This is a genomic window from Photobacterium sp., assembly GCF_033720175.1.
GTDB lineage: Bacteria > Pseudomonadota > Gammaproteobacteria > Enterobacterales > Vibrionaceae > Photobacterium.
The window spans coordinates 21,085-39,167 of record NZ_JAWWDA010000016.1 but is presented as its reverse complement, the minus strand read 5'-3'; the positions used below and the strand labels follow the sequence as shown (position 1 = coordinate 39,167).

General features: G+C 50.6%; 17 protein-coding genes. 6 read left to right on the top strand and 11 right to left on the bottom strand.

Annotation, left to right across the window (positions count from 1 at the left end; translation table 11 throughout):
• Positions 1-38 precede the first annotated feature (38 nt).
• From yigB to lptM, 6 genes are all read right to left on the bottom strand, one after another.
• Positions 39-755, bottom strand: a complete 717-nt coding sequence (gene yigB / locus R3289_RS16610; protein ID WP_318926807.1) for a 5-amino-6-(5-phospho-D-ribitylamino)uracil phosphatase YigB — start codon at positions 753-755, stop codon at positions 39-41.
• A 15-nt stretch (positions 756-770) separates the two neighbouring features.
• Positions 771-1,685 carry a tyrosine recombinase XerC gene (gene xerC, locus R3289_RS16605; protein WP_318926806.1) on the bottom strand — a complete coding sequence of 305 codons (915 nt, stop codon included), beginning with the start codon at positions 1,683-1,685 and terminating at the stop codon, positions 771-773.
• Positions 1,682-2,383 (bottom strand): DUF484 family protein, encoded by a 702-nt coding sequence (locus tag R3289_RS16600; protein ID WP_318926805.1) that lies wholly within the window; start codon positions 2,381-2,383, stop codon positions 1,682-1,684. Before R3289_RS16600 ends, xerC begins: the two co-directional genes overlap by 4 nt.
• The gene (dapF, locus tag R3289_RS16595; RefSeq protein ID WP_318926804.1) at positions 2,380-3,210 is read right to left on the bottom strand and encodes a diaminopimelate epimerase; all 831 of its coding nucleotides are present in this window, start codon (positions 3,208-3,210) and stop codon (positions 2,380-2,382) included. Before dapF ends, R3289_RS16600 begins: the two co-directional genes overlap by 4 nt.
• Before the next feature lie 34 nt (positions 3,211-3,244).
• The gene (gene lysA, locus R3289_RS16590; RefSeq protein ID WP_318926803.1) at positions 3,245-4,495 is read right to left on the bottom strand and encodes a diaminopimelate decarboxylase; all 1,251 of its coding nucleotides are present in this window, start codon (positions 4,493-4,495) and stop codon (positions 3,245-3,247) included.
• A 121-nt stretch (positions 4,496-4,616) separates the two neighbouring features.
• Positions 4,617-4,733, bottom strand: a complete 117-nt coding sequence (lptM, locus tag R3289_RS16585; protein ID WP_318926802.1) for an LPS translocon maturation chaperone LptM — start codon at positions 4,731-4,733, stop codon at positions 4,617-4,619.
• A gap of 77 nt (positions 4,734-4,810) precedes the next feature.
• Here lptM and cyaY point away from each other — a divergent pair, with 77 nt between their 5' ends.
• On the top strand, positions 4,811-5,122 hold the full coding sequence (gene cyaY, locus R3289_RS16580) for an iron donor protein CyaY (RefSeq protein ID WP_318926801.1): 312 nt from the start codon (positions 4,811-4,813) through the stop codon (positions 5,120-5,122).
• Between the two features lie 66 nt (positions 5,123-5,188).
• On the opposite strand, the gene R3289_RS16575 is transcribed toward cyaY, so the two are convergent.
• Entirely contained in the window at positions 5,189-7,753 is a 2,565-nt protein-coding gene (locus R3289_RS16575; RefSeq protein ID WP_318926800.1) for a class I adenylate cyclase, read from the bottom strand.
• 393 nt (positions 7,754-8,146) lie between these two features.
• Between R3289_RS16575 and hemC the strand changes: the two genes are divergently transcribed.
• Genes hemC through R3289_RS16555 form a run of 4 tightly spaced genes read left to right on the top strand, consistent with a single transcriptional unit; the run spans position 8,147 to position 12,261 of the window.
• Positions 8,147-9,079: a hydroxymethylbilane synthase gene (hemC, locus tag R3289_RS16570; RefSeq protein WP_318926799.1), complete on the top strand. Its 933-nt coding sequence runs from the start codon at positions 8,147-8,149 to the stop codon at positions 9,077-9,079.
• Entirely contained in the window at positions 9,079-9,834 is a 756-nt protein-coding gene (locus R3289_RS16565; RefSeq protein ID WP_318926798.1) for a uroporphyrinogen-III synthase, read from the top strand. The genes hemC and R3289_RS16565 overlap by 1 nt, the downstream gene beginning before the upstream one ends.
• Positions 9,835-9,838: 4 nt before the next feature.
• Positions 9,839-11,077 (top strand): uroporphyrinogen-III C-methyltransferase, encoded by a 1,239-nt coding sequence (gene hemX / locus R3289_RS16560; RefSeq protein WP_318926797.1) that lies wholly within the window; start codon positions 9,839-9,841, stop codon positions 11,075-11,077.
• Positions 11,074-12,261: a heme biosynthesis HemY N-terminal domain-containing protein gene (locus R3289_RS16555; RefSeq protein WP_318926796.1), complete on the top strand. Its 1,188-nt coding sequence runs from the start codon at positions 11,074-11,076 to the stop codon at positions 12,259-12,261. Before hemX ends, R3289_RS16555 begins: the two co-directional genes overlap by 4 nt.
• Before the next feature lie 335 nt (positions 12,262-12,596).
• On the opposite strand, the gene R3289_RS16550 is transcribed toward R3289_RS16555, so the two are convergent.
• The 3 genes from R3289_RS16550 to R3289_RS16540 all read right to left on the bottom strand — a co-directional run bounded on the left by R3289_RS16550 (position 12,597) and on the right by R3289_RS16540 (position 16,324).
• Positions 12,597-13,007: a hypothetical protein gene (locus R3289_RS16550; protein WP_318926795.1), complete on the bottom strand. Its 411-nt coding sequence runs from the start codon at positions 13,005-13,007 to the stop codon at positions 12,597-12,599.
• A 47-nt stretch (positions 13,008-13,054) separates the two neighbouring features.
• Positions 13,055-13,840 (bottom strand): class I SAM-dependent methyltransferase, encoded by a 786-nt coding sequence (locus tag R3289_RS16545; protein ID WP_318926794.1) that lies wholly within the window; start codon positions 13,838-13,840, stop codon positions 13,055-13,057.
• Positions 13,841-13,930: 90 nt separating this feature from the next.
• Complete coding sequence (locus R3289_RS16540; protein ID WP_318926793.1) at positions 13,931-16,324, bottom strand: putative bifunctional diguanylate cyclase/phosphodiesterase; 2,394 nt, start codon at positions 16,322-16,324, stop codon at positions 13,931-13,933.
• A 155-nt stretch (positions 16,325-16,479) separates the two neighbouring features.
• Here R3289_RS16540 and asnC point away from each other — a divergent pair, with 155 nt between their 5' ends.
• Positions 16,480-16,941, top strand: a complete 462-nt coding sequence (gene asnC, locus R3289_RS16535) for a transcriptional regulator AsnC (RefSeq protein ID WP_318926792.1) — start codon at positions 16,480-16,482, stop codon at positions 16,939-16,941.
• Between the two features lie 54 nt (positions 16,942-16,995).
• Here asnC and hemB read toward each other — a convergent pair whose 3' ends face one another.
• Positions 16,996-18,045, bottom strand: a complete 1,050-nt coding sequence (gene hemB / locus R3289_RS16530; protein WP_318926791.1) for a porphobilinogen synthase — start codon at positions 18,043-18,045, stop codon at positions 16,996-16,998.
• Positions 18,046-18,083 lie beyond the last annotated feature (38 nt).

Sequence of the window (18,083 nt, the reverse complement as noted above, 5' to 3'; positions counted from 1 at the left end):
CTGGATATTCAATGTGAGATCAATGTGTGCAGGAGCCGTCAGATCAAATCAAGCAGACGCTTCAACTGACAAATTTCAACATCCGGCAGGCAACGGATTTTGGGTTCGTTATTTAGTTTACGCCCCTGATCGTTGTACCAGCAAGCCTGAAAGCCATTTTGCTTCGCGCCACCAACATCGGTGACCAAGTGATCGCCCACGTGCAAGATCTGCGGTGGTGATAATCCGAGCCATGCAGAAGCCTGAGCAAACATATCCGGCTCCGGCTTGGCTAAACCGTCACGCCCCGCCACTAGCACCCGAGAAAAATACTGACCTAAGCCAATTTTATCTGCATCGACATTGCCATTGGTGATCGCCAGCAAAGGAACTTGATCTGCCAGCCGGGTCAGTACCCGATGGGTTTCCTCTGGAACGTCAATCTGATTACGAACGGTCAGCACCACGTCAATACCATGCTGTGCGGCCTGCTCAGCCCGGCGTTCAAGATACCCTAACTGCATCAACCCGATTTTCAGCAGCTGATGACGCCATAAGGTGACATTATGTTTCAGCATAGGATCGGCTTGTGCCAAGCGATGCTTGAGCGCTGTCCAGTCTTGCTTGCTGACACTATGGCTGCAGGGGTGGTACTCCGCCAGCCAGTCATGCATTGCCTGCTCGGCACGCCGGATCACCGGACCGTTATCATATAAGGTGTCATCTAAATCAAACGTCAGTGCTTTCACTGGCTGGAGGTTTCGGTAGAACTGCATCAGCTTCCTCTGTCACTAACGCTTGCCGCGTTTCGCACGTGGATGTGCCTCATCATACACTTTTGCTAAGTGCTGAAAATCGAGGTGGGTATAAATTTGGGTGGTTGTCAGGTTGGCGTGGCCCAGCAACTCCTGCACCGCACGTAAATCACCACTGGACTCAAGCATATGGGTGGCAAAACTGTGGCGCAGTTTATGCGGATTAATATGACTGGAAACCGCCTGCTTTTGCCCCCACTCCGCCATCCGCTTCTGTACGTTACGGGCAGAAATTCGGCTACCCAGCTTAGACACAAACAGGCCGGGCTCATTCGCTGCCGCCAGGCTGCCACGCACTTTGAGCCAATTAGCCACCCATTCCCGGGCTAAGCCCGCAAACGGGACAATACGCTCTTTATCCCCTTTACCGATAACGCGAATATCACCTTTGCTCAGACTGATATTACGGATATCAAGATTAACCAGCTCAGCCAGACGTAGCCCGGCACCGTACATCAGCTCCATCATTGCCCGATCGCGGATCGACAGCGGATCATCTTCATTCACGCTGAGCAGCTGATCCATCTCGTCGACATCAAGGTTCTTCGGCAGCGGACGGGCTTTACGTGGTGCCGCCACCCCTTTGGCCGGATTTGCTTTCAATACTTTCTGGCGAACCAGGTAATCAAAAAAACTGCGGAGGGAAGATAATCGCATCGACAAGCTACTGGCTTTCAGGCCGTCACGCATGCCTTTACTGGCTACCTGGCGCACCCATCCCGCATCGACGGTTTGCCAGTCGCTAACACCCAGCTCAACCAGTTGCTCCGCAATTGTAGTGAGCTGACGCTTGTAGTTCTTCTGGGTATGTAAACTCAGCTCACGTTCGCTGCGCAAGTATTCATAAAAACGCTGCAACGGTTTTTCTAAACTGGCGGGTAAGTGATTCAATTAATCACCTCTCGGCTGTATTCCCAGTGGTGAATTAAACGCGTCAGGATCAAGCCCAACTGTTCAACAAACAAGGTATCCATATCCGGCTGAAAATGGCCGCCATCCGGACAGGCAAAGCTCAGCACCCCAATTTGATAATTCTCCCCCAAAGGCAACACCACAAAAGAACCCAGCTGTGGCGGCTGTTCGAACAACAGTTCACTTTCAGATTTTCGCAGGCGGCCCAGGTAGACCGAACGGTGCGATAGACGGGACAAACGAAAGCTATCAAACATTTTCCGGTCTAAAAACAGCTGCTTATCCTGACTGTCAAACAAGCGCAGACTGAAATCAAGCTGCAGTTTCTCACTCAGTTCACCCAGTACGCCCAGTGCCTGATAAATATTATGAGTCTGAAAAAGCTGCTGCTGGGCTTTTGAAAAGACCGTAAACAGCTCACTGTTTGTCGTTGCCAGTGACACTAAACTCGCAATATTGCCTTCTAAATCATGAACCCGGTGGCGCAGTCTGTCGAGTTGCACCTCGACCAGCGAAACGGCACCGCGTTCACTGTGTGGAATACGTAACTGCGTCAGCAAATCAGGCTGGCGGGCAAAAAAATCAGGGTTGCTGAGCAAGTACTCAGCCACCACGTCATCATTCAACGGAAGATCTGTCGCGACGGGTAATTCATCCCGTTGTGATACATCAGTCATAGTACTATTTGTCCATCAAAGACGTGGGCAACAGGGCCGGTCATATACAGAGGTTGGCCTTCTCCGGCCCAGCGAATGTGTAAATCACCGCCAGGCAAACACACTTTGACATTTTCATCGAGTAATCCCTGTACTCGGCCAATGGCCACAGCGGCACAAGCCCCACTGCCACAGGCCTGAGTTTCTCCGGCACCGCGCTCATAGACCCGCAGTTTCACTTCGTTGGGTGAAATCACCTGCATGAAACCGGCATTCACCCGCTCGGGAAAGCGCTCATGGGATTCAACCAGCGGACCTAAGGTTTCCACATCCGCGGTATCAACATCGTCAACCACCGTCACACAATGCGGATTGCCCATACTGACCGCACCACAAAACAGGGTGCTGTCTCCGGCACGCAAAATATATGTCTTTTCAAACTGTTTAGCCCGAAACGGGATCTTACCGGGCTCAAACACCGGCACGCCCATATTGACCGTCACCTGATTATCATTTTCCAGCTTTAACAGCATCTTGCCGGCTTTGGTACTCACCGCAACATGGTATTTGTTGGTCAGTCCCTTCATCCACACAAAACGGGCAAAACAGCGCGCACCATTGCCGCACTGCTCGACTTCGCTGCCATCGGCATTGAAAATTCGATAATGAAAGTCGGTTTCAGGATCATAAGGTGGCTCAACCACCAATAGCTGGTCAAACCCTATCCCGCGGTGGCGATCCGCTAGTCGCCGGATAGCATCAGGCGAAAAAAACACATTCTGCGTGACGCAATCCACCACCATAAAGTCATTGCCCAGCCCATGCATTTTTGAAAAATTAATCTGCATGATGTTCCTTATCGTTATGATTTATTCAGTACCGCTACGGCAACAGGTGCTCAGACTGCCACAGTTCTGCCAGTTTTTCACGCTCGCGCACCACATGGGCGGTATGGCCATCAACCATGATCTCTGCAGCGCGTGTACGGGTGTTGTAGTTTGAAGACATCACAAAGCCATAAGCACCGGCAGAGCGAACCGCCAGAAGATCCCCCTGCTCAAGATTGAGCAAACGTTCTTTACCGATGTAGTCGCCCGTCTCGCAGATGGGACCCACGCAGTCATATTCGGTGAGTTCACCATCGCGCGGGACGACCGGCACGATATCCTGCCACGCCTGATACAAGGTCGGACGGATCAAATCATTCATTGCCGCATCAACGATGGCGAAATTCTTATGCTCGGTATGCTTGAGATATTCGACTCTGGTCAGCAATACCCCGGCATTGGCCGCGATAGCACGACCCGGCTCAAAAATCAGCTCCAGATACTGGTGATCGGCTAAACGGGATAACAACGCAGTCGCGTACTCCGACGGCAACGGCGGCTGCTCTTCGTTGTAAGTGACCCCCAAACCACCGCCGACATCCAGGTGCGCGATCTCAATACCATCGGCCTTCAGGGTATCGATCAGTGCCAGCAGACGATCAGTGGCGTCAATAAACGGCTCAATATCGGTCAGCTGAGAACCGATATGGCAATCCATCCCGACCACTTTCAGGTGCGGGAGGCTATGCGCCAGGCGATAGACGTCGATCGCCCGCTCAAACACGATACCGAATTTATTGTCTCGCAAACCGGTTGAAATATACGGGTGCGTTTTTGCATCCACATCCGGGTTAATACGCAGTGAAATCGGGGCAACAACATCAAGCTCAGCCGCCACCTGGTTTAAACGCGCCAGTTCAGGTTCGGATTCAACATTAAAACATTTAATGCCAACCTCCAGCGCCCGTTTCATTTCGACTGCCGTTTTACCGACACCGGAAAACACCACCTTCGCCGGATCACCGCCAGCGGCAATAACGCGTTCCAGCTCACCTTGCGAGACAATATCAAAGCCTGAACCTAAACGAGCCAGAACATTCAGTACGCCAAGGTTTGAGTTGGCTTTAACCGCATAACAAATTAAATGAGGATGGGTGGTGACAGCCTGATCAAACGCTTTCCAGTGACGCTCCAGCGTCGCCCGTGAATACACATACAGAGGCGTTCCGTAGCGTTCAGCAAGCTCAGTCAGTGCGATATTTTCTGCCCATAGTTGGCCGTTTGGCTGATAATTAAAATAATCCAATGTTGTCTCTTCCCTGTCCGGTCGCTGTTGGTATTGCTGTTGCTATTATAGTTACTGTTGCTGCAGCATTCACTGTTGGTAAATGGCGTGTAAATGCCATCAGTTGCCATTGCTGCGGCGACTACGGTTGCTGCTCTTGCTGTTGTGAGTCGTCCGGCATATAGAGTCCGCCACTCTGACCACAGCCGGCTAAGGCTAATATACTCAGTACAAAAATTGCTAATAAACCTTTACGCATCTTGATAGCCAGTGATTATCATTTCAATGCCCTCTATAATCGCACCAACAATAGGAAAAGCAATAGGACGTAATGGGATGAATGACACTGAATTTCATAAGTTAGTCGATCAGGCACTAATGATCATCGAAGAAGGCATTGATGAATCCGGTGCTGATATTGAATATGAAACCACGGGTAACGTATTGACCCTGGAATTTGAAAACCGCAGCCAAATCGTCATTAACCGTCAGGAGCCCCTGCATGAACTTTGGCTGGCCTCGAAATCAGGCGGCTATCACTTCAAATATCAGAATGATGAGTGGCGCTGCACGCGCAGTGGCGAAGAGTTTTTTGCGTTGGTTAAACGAGAGTGTTCGGTGCACGCTGGCGAACAGGTCGATTGGTAAGAAAAAATAGAGCAATAGATCCGAGAGACGAGTAATGAGAATCTGATTACTCGTCTCTTTTATCGTTTATCGCGGTGACAACGGCAGCATGTTTAACGGCATATCTGCCGCCGGACGGCACTGGGTCTGCTGACCGCTCTTAAATGGGATCACCTGTAAACCGCCGGTCTTGGTACGCACAATGTCGTAAAACTGCGGCAAGTTAAAATTGATAAAGTGGGCACTGTAGCTGAAACGATCCTGCGCCGAGGTGTAAAAACGGTTCACCTCATGCACCATTTCGTCTTTATCACCGTTACACTGGCGATATACTTCGATCCGGTTGGTTTCATCGAGAATATAAATATTGTACCCCTGATCGCTGTCTTCAAAGAAAAACTGGATCAGGCCCTCACTGGCATAGGAGTCAACAATTTCCGGCGGATGCGGCTCATCTGTCTTACCCATCACCAGATTTGGCGTACCCGTTAACTTATTCGTCGAGATACAGCTATAAAAATCCACCGAGTTTTCCAGCTTCTGCACAGATACGCCACGACGCTCAAAAAACAAACCATGTGTCTGCTCGCCAATACGGATCGCTTTAAAACGACGGCGTTTCTCTTGCTCTACCGGCTTCAGACGCATCTCGATACACTCGGCCACCAGCTGATACACCAGATTACGGATCAAACCGCGCATGTGCTTGCTGTAACAGAAGACATCCACCGACTCCGGCGAGATAGCATCCTGGTGCATTTTACCCAATACGGTTTTCAGGGCATCAAGCATCGCACTTTCGCCACTGAAGTTCAGGGTACGTACTTCATTCCACGAGTTGCGGTAAACCAAATCGACACTGCCAACCAAACATTTCTGATCAGGGCCATAGCTGAAAATATCGGTATTTTTGAAGTCAAACCGCACCGAGCGGTTCTTTAGTTCCGTGGTCGGATCACTTTCCAGGTTAATAAAAAGACCCAGCTGACGAATTTCACACGGGCTGGATAAGGCTTGCAGGCCAGGTTGCGGACGACGGATAGGGAAGGTATTGCGAATATCGCTCACCAGTTGGTACAGCTTATCAATATCCATATCCGTATCACGCACGACATTGTGCAGACAGGTCGATTCCGTCAACAACCCATTGAAATACGACCAGGCCACCAGCTTACTTAGGTAGCGGTTATGCTCCAGCGGGCGCTGGCCCAAAATGGCATACGGATCGAGCGGTTGTTTATAAAGATACCAGCCGGCGGTATTGGTACGTCCGGCCGGCACCCGGATCAGGGTCAAATCAGGTTCATGCAAATCCGGGGAAATCTGCGGATTGAGCAACGTCACCTTACCCGGCAACACCTCAAACGCGGCATATAACTTACGGGCCAGAATACTGATATCTTCCGGGCTAATCGCAGAGGTGATGTTATTACGGCGGGCAAAGCGGATCAGGTTACGGTAACTCAGCATCAACGCATCAAGCAGTTCGTTGTGCGCCCGTTTTACCTGCCCCACTTTCCAGTTACGGCGATTATCCAGCTCAGACAAGACTTCCGGCGACCACTGCCACTCGGTCGTTAGCTGCTCGAGCACCCGCCGACGCCATGGCACGGAACCCGATGACGGTGCACGGGTCAGCTTTTCATGGGTTTTGAGATAGAAACAACGACGCACCAAATCCAGCCGGCGGTGATCGTTAATTCGCTCCAGGTAACGGGTCACCTTTTCCAGCATCAGGTAATAAGCATCCATGGAATACTCAGTCTGCTCTTCCGAGAAGAAACGGCGTTTACCATCTATACTCAACAATTGGGTATGCGGGTATTCCCACGAATAGGCTTCCAGCAAGATCGCCTTGAGCACCGATTTATACGGCGAATCGATACTTTTATACAGCTGCCATAAACTGGAACCGAAATACTCTTCAGCAGGAATACGGGTTAAGCCGCCGAAATCGATCCACTCATCACGACGAATATGTCCGGCCGAATCCAGAAATTCAACATATTCGTCGTAACACTCTTCCATTTCCGGCGGCACCATAAACCACAGCAATCGCTGACCGGCTAAGTGCACTGCAGAACGGTAAAACTCGTCAAGCAGCAGCAAGTGCTGACTTGAACCACAGTTATCACCGGTCATGGCGTCAGAAAAGTTATCGCGGAAGCGATTTTCATCGATCAGGAAAAAGTTTGCTTCAACACCCTGAGCCATCGCCCATTCGGAGACTAACGAACATTTACTCTCCAGCGCCTCACGGTCTTCGGCAGAAAGATCGGTACGGATACAGACCCAGATATCGAGATCGCTGGTCAGGCTTTGCCCTAATGATGAGGTGCTGCCCATGGCATAAAGGCCCGTTATCGGGCACTGGGAGTCAGTCCATTGCGGTTGGGTGATAGTGCATTGTGCCGTTAGCCCGCAGCTGTCGATAAACTGCTGCTGCTGATCCGAAATGGCAAATGCCGCAATTCCCTGAGGGACCTCTTGATCAAGGTAGCCAGGTATCGCCGGATGATTGTAATGAAGTAAGACAGAAGCCAGCTCAAACACCTGACCAGACTGCGTATTCATTGCAGCGAGAGCACGATCAATACGAAGCTGATTATGTGCATCCAGTCTATTTTTTAGCGTCTTGATATAATTATGCAAATTACTCTTCCAAGAGCAGCCAGCGTCAAAGCGGCCCAAACCTATCATTATCAGTGTAGTTATTGTTCTACACGGGAGCAAAAACGTGATCAATGTAACACTTCTTGCATTGCCCGTAAAGTTCATGCGGATTTATGACGGGTGATGAATAGCAGTTCTACTGCTGAGGTCCTTCCCTAGTCCTACCCTCAAGCTAGTACAATCTGGTCAAACCGCCAGTTACGATATTGCAACAACTCTATCACATAAAACTAATGTGAGAAGTATCACATTAATTACATTACAATTCAAGACAATACCGCTTCACCGCACTGACGATAACAAGTGAATTATCATCGCAGCGCAGGAGTGGTAGGATTAACAAAAAGAAAGCTTATTTATGGACCTTATTCTATGACCGATAAACCGATCCGCATTGCGACCCGCAAAAGCCCGCTGGCCATGTGGCAAGCTGAATTTGTACAAGAGGCGCTGGAACAGGCACATCCCGGCTTAGTCGTTGAACTGGTGCCCATGGTCACCAAAGGTGACGTGATCCTGGATACTCCCCTGGCCAAAGTTGGCGGCAAAGGTCTGTTTGTAAAAGAGCTGGAAGTGGCAATGCTCGAAGGTCGCGCCGATATCGCCGTGCATTCAATGAAAGATGTGCCGGTTGATTTTCCTGAAGGTCTGGGACTGGTCACCATCTGCGAACGGGAAGACCCGCGTGATGCCTTTGTGTCGAACCATTACCACAGCATTGATGAATTACCGGCCGGTGCCATTGTCGGTACATCCAGCCTCCGTCGCCAGTGCCAGTTACGTGCCCAGCGCCCAGATCTGGTGATTAAAGATCTGCGCGGCAACGTAAATACTCGCCTGCGTAAGCTGGATGACGGCGAGTATGACGCCATTATCCTTGCCTGCGCCGGGCTGATGCGTTTAAAAATGGAAGATCGCATTCGCGCAGCCATTGCCCCGGAAGTCAGCCTGCCCGCAGTAGGCCAGGGGGCCGTGGGTATTGAGTGCCGTCTTGACGATCAACGTGTTCGTAGCCTGCTTGATTCACTCAACCATAGTGACACCGCCACCCGGGTACTCTGCGAGCGCGCAATGAACAATCGCTTGCAAGGGGGATGCCAGGTGCCCATCGGCAGTTACTCTGAGCTGCAGGGCGATCAGATCTGGTTACGTGCGCTGGTCGGGGAGCCTGACGGCAGCAAGATTGTTTGCGGTGAAGTCACGGGGCCGGCAGCGGATGCAGAAAAACTAGGGACTCAACTGGCTGACAAACTGCTTGCTGATGGTGCCAAAGAGATCCTGGATAAACTTTACGGCAACGCTTAATGACCATATTGATCACCCGCCCGGCACCAGAATGCCATGAGCTTACCCGACAGCTAAATGCCGCGGGGATCAATGCTATTGCCCAGCCCCTACTCACAATCGAGGCAGGAAGAGAGCTTCCTGTCCTCATTTCTCAGCTAAATATGCTGAAAACTGATGATTTTCTGATTGCCGTCAGTGATCATGCCGTTAATTTGGCCCACAATTACTTGATGTCACAAGGTGCCAGCTGGCCAAAAAACGTGCATTATATGGCTGTTGGGCATAAAACCGCCGCTGCGCTGGCGACTGCAACCCGTCAGAGGGTGATCACGCCACCGACGCGTTGTGATAGTGAAGGTCTGCTCGCACTGCCGGAACTCAAGCAGGTCAGCGGTCGTCAGATCGTGATTTTACGGGGCAATGGCGGACGTGATCTGATCTACCAGACGCTGGTCCAGCGCAACGCAACAGTAAGTTATTGTGAAACCTACCAGCGTTGTTGGCTGGCGTTAGAAGGAGAAAGCCTGTGCCAAACATGGCAAGCGCTGCAAGTATCAGCCCTGGTCGTTACCAGTGGTGAACAACTGACGCAGTTATCAGGCCTGATACCAGAGCAAGACTTGGCTTGGTTTCTTCAATGCCACCTTTTCGTACCAAGCCAACGTATCGCCGATCAAGCTAAAGAGCTTGGTTTTGAGAAAATTTCCACCGTGGGCAGTGCCGCTAATACCGCACTATTCACGTTCCTGAGTAAGATAGGCACGATGGGATAATCGGATGACTGACAAAAAAACCAATAATGAAAACGCTGCGGATAACAACCTATCAGCAGCGTCAAACAACACAAACGAACCAGGTCGTTCAAGTGCGAAAGCACAATCACCTGACTCTTCAGCCCCGAAAGAAGCGGCTAAAACTGAGGCGAAAAAAACCACCTCAACAGCTTCTTCAAAGGCGAGCACTTCAACCGCAACGCCACCAAAACCAGCGGCAGAAAAGAAAAACGGCAGCAAGACCGGCGCCATTGCCATTGCGCTAGTGATTGCTCTGGGAGCGGGCCTTTATTACCACGGCCATCAGCAAAGTGTGGCGCAGGAAGCGAGAATTATCGCGCTACAAGAGCAGCTGACAGGTATCCAGACTCGCCTGAGCGAAAACCAGAAAAAAACGCTGGAACAGGTTGACCAAAGCCTGCAGCGTACCCAAGTGACCATTGCCCAGCAAGACAAATCAATCACGGGTCTGCAACTGGCATTAGCTGAAATGAAAGGCCGTCGACCTAACGACTGGCTGTTAGCCGAAGCCGACTACCTGATTAAAATGGCCGGGCGTAAATTGTGGCTAGAACACGATGCTGTCAGCGCCACGATTTTACTGGAGTCTGCCGATCACCGTATCGCAGAGCTGAATGATCCGAGCCTGACCTCCGTACGCCAGGCCATGAATGACGACATCACCGCGCTGAAGGCGATTGCCCGTATTGACCGCGACGGTCTGGTACTACGCCTGGCCAGCCTGCAGGAACAAGTCGCCAACCTGCCTCTTGCGAACGCCATTATACCGGAAGCTGAAGCGGTCAAAGAAGAGACGGTATCCACATCCGTGGATGACTGGAAAGATAACCTGATGACGTCGCTTAAAAATTTCAGCGATCACTTCATCACTTACCGCCACCGTGACGGTAGTGTGATCCCGCTGCTATCGCCGAAACAAGATTTTTATCTGCAGGAAAACATCAAATCTAAGCTGGAAACGGCAATCCGCTCGGTTTACCGCGAGCAAGGCGAGCTATACAGCAAATCACTGTTGATGGCGAAAGAGTGGGCCGAGCAGTTCTACAACCTTGACGAGCCAGCAACCCAGAGCTTCATTAACGTACTGGATCTGCTGGCCAAAGAAAATATTGAAGCCAGCTACCCGGACAAGCTGAAATCACAAATCCTTATCACCGACGTGATCAGTGAACGCCTGCGCAGCCAGGTAAAACCGCTTAGCACCGAGGAGGATCCGGCATGATCAAACTCTTATTGCTGGTTGCCGCTCTAATTGCCGGGATTGTTGCCGGCCCCATGTTGGCAGGAAACCAGGGCTACGTGTTGATTTCCGTTGCCAATCAGACACTGGAAATGAGCTTGACCACCTTGTTTTTATTAGTCCTGGTACTGTTTGGGGGATTCTTCCTGCTTGAAACGGTCATCAAGCGGGTCTTGTCCGTCAGCAGCTCAACCCGTGGCTGGTTCCGTGGCCGCAAAGCCCGTAAAGCTCGGGCACAAACCTCTAGTGGCTTAATGAAAGTCATTGAAGGTGACTGGAAACAGGCAGAGAAACTGGTTGTTAAAGCCATTAAGCACAGCGAGACACCGCTACTGAATTACCTGGCGGCGGCAGAAGCCGCTCAAGGCCAGGGGAATACAACACTGCGCGACGAATACCTTCAGCAAGCCGCAGAACTCGATGATCAGAGTCTGGCCGTTGCCCTGACACGTGCCAAACTGCAATATCGCCAGCAACAGTACGAGCAAGCAGTGGCAACCCTGCAAGACATCAAGCGTGAAAACGGCCGTAATCCTATTCTGCTTGCGCTACTAAAAGATTGCTACCTGAAACTGGAAGACTGGCAACCCTTGCTGGCACTACTTCCGCAACTGGAAAAGTCGGGGGTACTTACCGGTCAGGAAGCCGCAGAATTGAGCCTGCAAGCGGAATGCGGCCTGATGGCCCATATTGGCCAGCATAGCGGCAGCGATGGCTTAATGGCTCACTGGAATAGCCTGAACCGTAAAGCGAAACAACGCCCTGAACTGATTACCTGCTTTATCAAGCAAATGATCAACCGCAACGCCGACACCGAAGCCTATACCGTACTGCGTGACGCACTGAAAAAGCAGAGTGATGAACGCTTAATCCGGTTAGTACCGGAGCTGGATCTGCCGGATTACCACCCTGCCATTGTCCGCCTGCAAGATCTGCTACGCTATGACAGCAAAAATGCTGCGACTCACAGCGCGCTGGGCCAGCTATTCATCCGCGAGCAAAAGTGGGAAGAGGCGAAAACACATTTAGAGCAAGCTATCGAACTGGATCAAAATGTCTCCGACTACGCCCGCCTGGTTGAGGTGCTGGACAAGCTCCATGATAACCAAGCTGCGGCAGATGTTTCACGTCAGGCATTAACCTTAGCGCTTCCAGCTAAAATATAGCCTTCTAGTAATATTCCCTACTGCAATAAAAACGCCCGTCCGGGCGTTTTTTTATCCCATTAAATAATACTTTATGTAGCAAAAACCGTTAATTTGTTTCAAACAGTTAACAGCCATTTCAACTTATATCCATCCCATTGCCAGCAGGATATAAAAGTTATTCAATGGTCTTTCTAATCGCTAACCGTTGGAAAACTTGTTATGGATATGCTTCCTTGGTTAATCGTTTCTGGCATTGTTGTATCTGTGATCACTTGTCTGATGACAGCGGTTCTTATCAAAGAATCTTAATGCCCGAGATGTTAAAACGCCTCCGTTCGCGGAGGCGTTTTTATTCAGCCATCTTTTAGACTCAACTCAACACCGGCTTTTTCCAGCGCGGTCTGATAACGCTTTAGTGCCTTCGCGGCTTGCTTGAGCTTTTTGGCTTTTTTCTTCGCTAATTTCTTCAGCTTCCTGGTCTTTTTATGATCCAGCTCTTGCCCCTCAACGGCATTCGGCTTCACTGGCACCAGTGATTGAATCGGTAGGATCGGATCGGCCTCTGCCGCGTTTTTGACTGAGGTCACGTTCGCCGGTTGCCCCCTATTTACGGATATAGCACTGGGTTTACAGAGATATGCTTTATCACTGGCCGCACGAGCACAGCTACTACAGATATACTCCGGGTCACTGACAATACGTGTGATGGCAGCGATTTGGGCGGCAATTTCAACCCGACGATATTTACATAACGACTTCGCCATTTATGCTCCCCGCAGTCATCAAGCTCATCATTCTTATTATGGTTAATTTATCCCGACAGGGATGACTTCATTGCCGCTTTAACATAGACATCGAAGCGATTTTTCTTGGTTTCAATCGCCGTCGACGGCTTCACCTGAGCGAGAAAGCCCGCATAATCGGGACGTTTCACCACCACACGTTTTGTTGCCAGCGCCATTGCGGGGGCGAACAGGCTATCGGCATCATCATCAGCGCCCACCAGAGTCTGAAACACCCGCATTTCTTTTTTCACCAGTGCCGATTTTTTCTTGTGCGGATACATGGGATCGAGATATACCACATCCGGAGCAATAAAATCAGGGTCTTGTGCCAGCTTGAGCAATGCATCATGGCTTGACGCATGGATCAAGGCCATCCGCTCACCAATCCAACCACCAATTTCCGGATCATTTTTGGCCCGGGCAAGGCCATCATCCAGCAGTGCCGCCACAACCGGATGGCGTTCGACCATTTGCACCTTGCACCCTAATGAAGCCAGGACAAACGCATCTCTGCCTAAGCCTGCCGTTGCATCCAGCACTCTTGGCATCACCCCGCCTTTTAACCCTATAGCTTTGGCAATTGCCTGACCGCGTCCGCCACCAAACTTACGTCGGTGAGCCACAGCTCCACCAGCCAGATCAACATAGACAGCCCCCAATTTAGGTTCATCACGTTTGCGTAGCTCTAAATGCTGCTCGGTCAAAACCAACGCAAAAATACTGTTTTCGTCATGAGCCAGCCCCCAGCGGTGCGCTAATGCATCCAGTTCATGTTGACGTTCTGGGACTTCACAAATTAAGGCTATTTGCACAGCACTCTCCGGTTCAAAAAAGACAAACTCCTCCCCATATCAACATCACTAACAGCCCGATAACGATGCCCTTGAATATGAGGCGCGCGATTATACCACCGTCAGCTCGGCTTGGCTCAATTCCGCTACCAGTTCCGCCAGCGGCTTCGGTTTGCCAAAATAGTATCCCTGCGCATAATCGACCCCCAGGCTCTGAAGCCGGGTTAAAATCGCTTCGTTTTCAACAAACTCCGCGACCGTCTTTTTACCCATTTTTTTTGCCAGCTCATTTATCGCTTTCACCATGGCAAAATCCATTTCATCGTCAGCGATATCACGGACAAACATACCATCAATTTTAATGATATCGACCGGCATGCGCTTAAGATAACCAAACGAGGATAAGCCCGATCCAAAGTCGTCCAGAGAGATCTGGCATCCGAGTGCTTTCAATTGGGTAAAGAGCTGGATCGCTTCGCTCATATTACCAATTGCCGCTGTTTCGGTTATTTCCAGACACAGTTTCTCGGTTGGCAGGCCCGATGTGCGGATCTTTTCAATCAGGAAGTTCACAAAATCACGGTTGCCCATCGACTGCCCGGAAAGGTTTATCGCACACAGTTCGAGCTGCGCGACCGCATCAGGATTCGCCCTCAGCCACGCAATCACTTCCTGTACCACATAACGATCAATTAAATGCGCCAGGTTATAACGCTCAGCGGCGGGTATGAACAGGCCCGGAGAGACCATAGAGCCATCACTGTTACGCATTCTGACCAGGATCTCATAATGCTGCTTTTTCGAACCACTCGCCATAGGCGCAATCTGCTGGGCATAAAGTTCAAAACGTTTTTCCGCTAACGCCTTGTGAATATGATTGACATATTGCATCTCCAGCTCGCGGCGCTTTAACTCTTTATCATCAGGGTGATAAAGGTGAAGGCGGTTTCGTCCTTCGTCTTTCGCCGCATAACAAGCCGTATCAGCCTGGGCATGTACCTGCTGCGGTGATCCTGCCGTCTCATCAATCAAGCGGATCCCCAGCGAGCAACTCAAGCTGAATCGGGTGTTTTGCCAGAAAAACTCAGCCTCTTCGAGTAGGAGGAGGATATCATAGCCAAATTTAACGGCTTCATCGGGACTGCAGTGGCGGAGAATAATGGCAAACTCATCACCGCCTAAGCGGGCTAAAGTGGCTTTCTCTGGCGTAATGCCCTGAAGCAATAATGCCACTTGCTTCAACGCTTCATCGCCCGCCTCATGGCCCGCGGTATCATTAATCACCTTGAACTGATCGAGATCGATGTAGAACATTGCGTGGCGCACACCGCTGTCCCGCACCTCCGTCAATCCTTCTTCCAGCTCCGTTTCGAAATAATTGCGGTTAAACAGATCGGTCAGGTAGTCATGACAAGCCTGATACTTGAGCTTCGCCTCAAGCTCTCTCGTTGAGGTAATATCTTCTCCCACCAGCAGTAATTGCACTTTTGACTGGGTGTGGCGAATCGTTTCACGGATCCAGACCGACTCTCCATCGGCACACTTATAGCGCAGCTGGCGACGCCAGACCATCTGATCATCACAGGCCTGGGCGCTAGCAATAAACTGTTGTGGCAGCGGTTCAGCATCGAGATAAAAGTCAGTGACTTTATGGCCTAATAAGTCGCGCTTGGGGTAACCCAGCAGATCCGCCGCAAACTGGTTGACCGACTGGATCCGCGCCTGGCTGTCAATGGCCAGCAGAATGACGGGCTGCTGCTCATACAGTAAGCTGTAACTCACTTCTCGTTCACGCAGCTTCTCTGCCATCAGCTGGCGGGAAGTGACATCCCTGGCCTCCAGCAACATCTGCCCGCTGTCCCCGATTGTGGCAGGCATGCTCTTTATCGACAGATCAAGCATCCGCTTACCGTCATCAGTACTGTGGACCTGGGCTTCAAAACGAACAATCTGACCTTGCTGGGCCGACAGAAAAGCCTGGTTAAGCCGAACGGCGACATCCTTCCCCCAGCAACGCCAATGCCACAATGGCCGATCATACTTAATGATATTGCGCCCTAACAGGCTCTGCAGCGCCAGGTTTCCGGAAACCAGCACCCCGTTGCCATCTAAAATACCGATGTACTGAAAGCTCTGATCGAACACTCCTTCAAACAGAGCCTGACTTTGTTGTAGTTGCTGCTCACTTTTGCGTTGCCGGCGGATCATTAACACCAGCAAGATGATAATGGTTCCCATGACAATAATCGCCACACTGAGCGCACGAAATTCTTGGTGGTTGCGCTCCATCCAGCTCTTGGCCTTGTCATCATTCGTGCCACCAATGGTCACCGGGGTATCACCGATCTGGCCAGCAGGCTGTTCCACTTGCCACAAAGCATGATCGTCGCTCGCGGCAATCACATTGTCGTAATCTTCTCCGCGATGAGTAATTAAGGAGTTTTGAGGAAAGGCGAAAGATGGCGTAACGAACAATCCTAATAGCAATAAAAATATAAATCGCATAAAACGTTCAGCGTGTCCTGTTTATTAGGATTTTGAAATAACTTGAACCTATCAAGGTTAACAGTGCTAACAAGTCTACTTTTTTGTTATCTTTACAAATCGTGCTCAGTATAAGATATGAGCAGTTATGTATAAACAATGGATTAAGCAAAACCATGACCCAGCCACCACGCATTGATGACTTAGACCGCGATATTCTCAACGCCCTAATGAATGACGCCCGGATCCCTTATGCGGAAATGGCCAAACGTTTCAATGTCAGCCCGGCCACAGTGCATGTCCGGGTCGAAAAAATGCGCGCATCAAAAATCATCACCGGCACAGAGGTGGTTGTGAATCCTAAACTGCTTGGTTACGACGTTTGCTGCTTTATCGGCATTAACCTTAACGCCGCCCGTGACTACCACTCTGCCCTCGCCAAACTGAATGAACTGGACGAGGTGGTCGAAGCCTATTACACCACCGGGGCTTACAATATTTTTGTGAAACTGATGTGCCATTCTATTGAAGAGTTGCAATATGTACTGATCGACAAACTGCAGGCGATTGATGAAGTACAATCAACGGAAACCCTGATTTCATTGCAAAATCCGATCAACCGCAATGTAAAGCCATAGAAGGCGAGAATGATTATTCCCGCCTCTGTGATGGCTCAGCCGGCGAGTACCAATTTATTCAGTACAAGCGTCGGCGTCAGCCTTACGGGCAGCCGCATCTTCGGCCAGCCACTGGGCAACTGATTTTGCAAAATAAGTCAGAATGCCGTCTGCACCGGCACGCTTAAAGCACATCAGCGATTCCATCACGGTCTCGCGCTCTTTCAGCCAGCCGTTCTGAATCGCGGCCATATGCATCGCATACTCACCGGAAACCTGATACGCAAAAGTCGGGACTTGAAGTTCTGTCTTCACCCTGCGTACGACATCTAGATAGGGCATTCCTGGTTTCACCATCACCATATCCGCCCCCTCACTGACGTCCATCGCCACTTCGTGCAATGCTTCATCACTGTTAGCCGGATCCATCTGGTAGGTTTTCTTATCCCCTCCCTTCAGGTTGCCTGCCGATCCGACCGCATCACGGAACGGGCCATAGTAATTCGAGGCATATTTCGCCGAATACGCCATGATCTGGGTGTGAATGTAACCCGCCTCTTCCAGTGCTTCACGGATCGCACCGATCCGGCCATCCATCATGTCAGAGGGTGCCACCACATCAGCCCCTGCTTCGGCATGTGACAATGCCTGCTTAATCAATACCTCGGTCGTGACGTCATTTATGACATAACCGCTTTCATCAATAATGCCGTCCTGACCATGAATGGTGAACGGGTCTAACGCTACATCGGTGATCACCCCTATTTGCGGCACATTCTCTTTCAGCAAACGTACAGCACGCTGTACCAGACCTTCGGGGTTGTAGGCTTCATCGGCACCGATACTCTTGGCATCTTGGGAAACCACCGGGAACAGGGCAATCGCCGGTACACCGAGCTTGGACAGGTATTGTGCTTCCTGCAGCATCAGGTCGATAGACAGGCGCTCGATACCCGGCATGGATTCAACGGTTTCACGACGGTTTTTACCCATCAGAATAAACATCGGATAAATCAGATCATTAACAGAAATCTGGTTCTCTGCCATTAAACGGCGGCTAAAGTCATGCTTACGCATACGACGCATACGGCGTGCCGGAAACGCGCCCTGGATAGATACAGACACTGCATACTCCTTGTATGAGTTAATTCACTTTTTCAATG